Origin of the sequence: Shimwellia pseudoproteus, assembly GCF_016415625.1 — a bacterium.
Taxonomy (GTDB): domain Bacteria; phylum Pseudomonadota; class Gammaproteobacteria; order Enterobacterales; family Enterobacteriaceae; genus Shimwellia; species Shimwellia pseudoproteus.
In genome coordinates this window covers 1-924 of the sequence record NZ_WBXP01000116.1, presented here as the reverse complement: position 1 = coordinate 924, position 924 = coordinate 1, and the positions used below count along the sequence as shown (strand labels likewise).

Annotated in this window: 1 protein-coding gene and 1 pseudogene; both read right to left on the bottom strand. The window is 38.2% G+C overall.

Annotated elements, in window-relative coordinates:
• Positions 1–129: 129 nt before the first annotated feature.
• Positions 130–633, bottom strand: a pseudogene (locus F9C28_RS19980) (acyltransferase family protein); the annotation flags it as partial.
• A gap of 207 nt (positions 634–840) precedes the next feature.
• Positions 841–924 (bottom strand): IS1 family transposase (locus F9C28_RS19975; protein WP_032083315.1); only part of this gene is annotated, 84 nt, incomplete at its 5' end.

Here is a 924-nt window from a genome sequence, read left to right as displayed (position 1 = left end):
CGATGTGTTTGCGGGAAAAAAATCGGCCCAGATCCGCGAAATTTTAATCAGCGAGTCAGCTTGGGAAGAAATGACCTGCTTATTCGCACCTTCCCTAGAATGGATTAAAAATTGATTGCTGTATGAAATCACCAGCCATGCAAAGCAAATCTCCCTTCTGTAACCACTCCAAAGGTTAAATAACATCATAATGAAAACCAATATATAAAATGTCACCTCTTTCTGAATTGTCCAATAGATATCGCTAAAAAAATGATATCCGAACACTTGGGGGAAAAACGTAAAGCTATAGAATAAAGAAACAATCCTTTCCTTAAAATCAACCATTGGTATAAAGCACTGAAACACTAAAACTATAAATCCAAATATTATAAAGGTGGGTACTATCCTATTAATCCTTGACTTAATAAATTCAACAGGTGTTCTTCCAACTGATGAAAGTGATATTACAAATCCACTTATAATGAAAAATAAATCAACACCAAAGTTCCCAAAATAGAAGGCATTAACTGTTAACTCTTTCGGTAGGAAGCCTGAGATAGGCCCAGCGAACAAGTAGTGGTACAACATCACCATCATAAATGCCATAAAGCGAAGACCGTCGAGCGCTTCAATCCTTACTGTGGTTTTCATCAAATCCTCTGGAGTATGCTTTTTACTAAGGAAATCATACCCCAGAGGCTTTACTAATCAAAGTTTATCTTGTCAATCGCGCGACGATACCCGCCATGACAAAAACGATTATCTGGTCGTAGTTTAATCCGTATGTGTCGGCCTCTACATCATGCTCAATCATTTTATACTTTCTGTAATCAAGCCCGTGTCGGTAATGACTCCAACTTATTGATAGTGTTTTATGTTCAGATAATGCCCGATGACTTTGTCATGCAGCTCCACCGATTTTGAGAACGACAGCGACTTCCG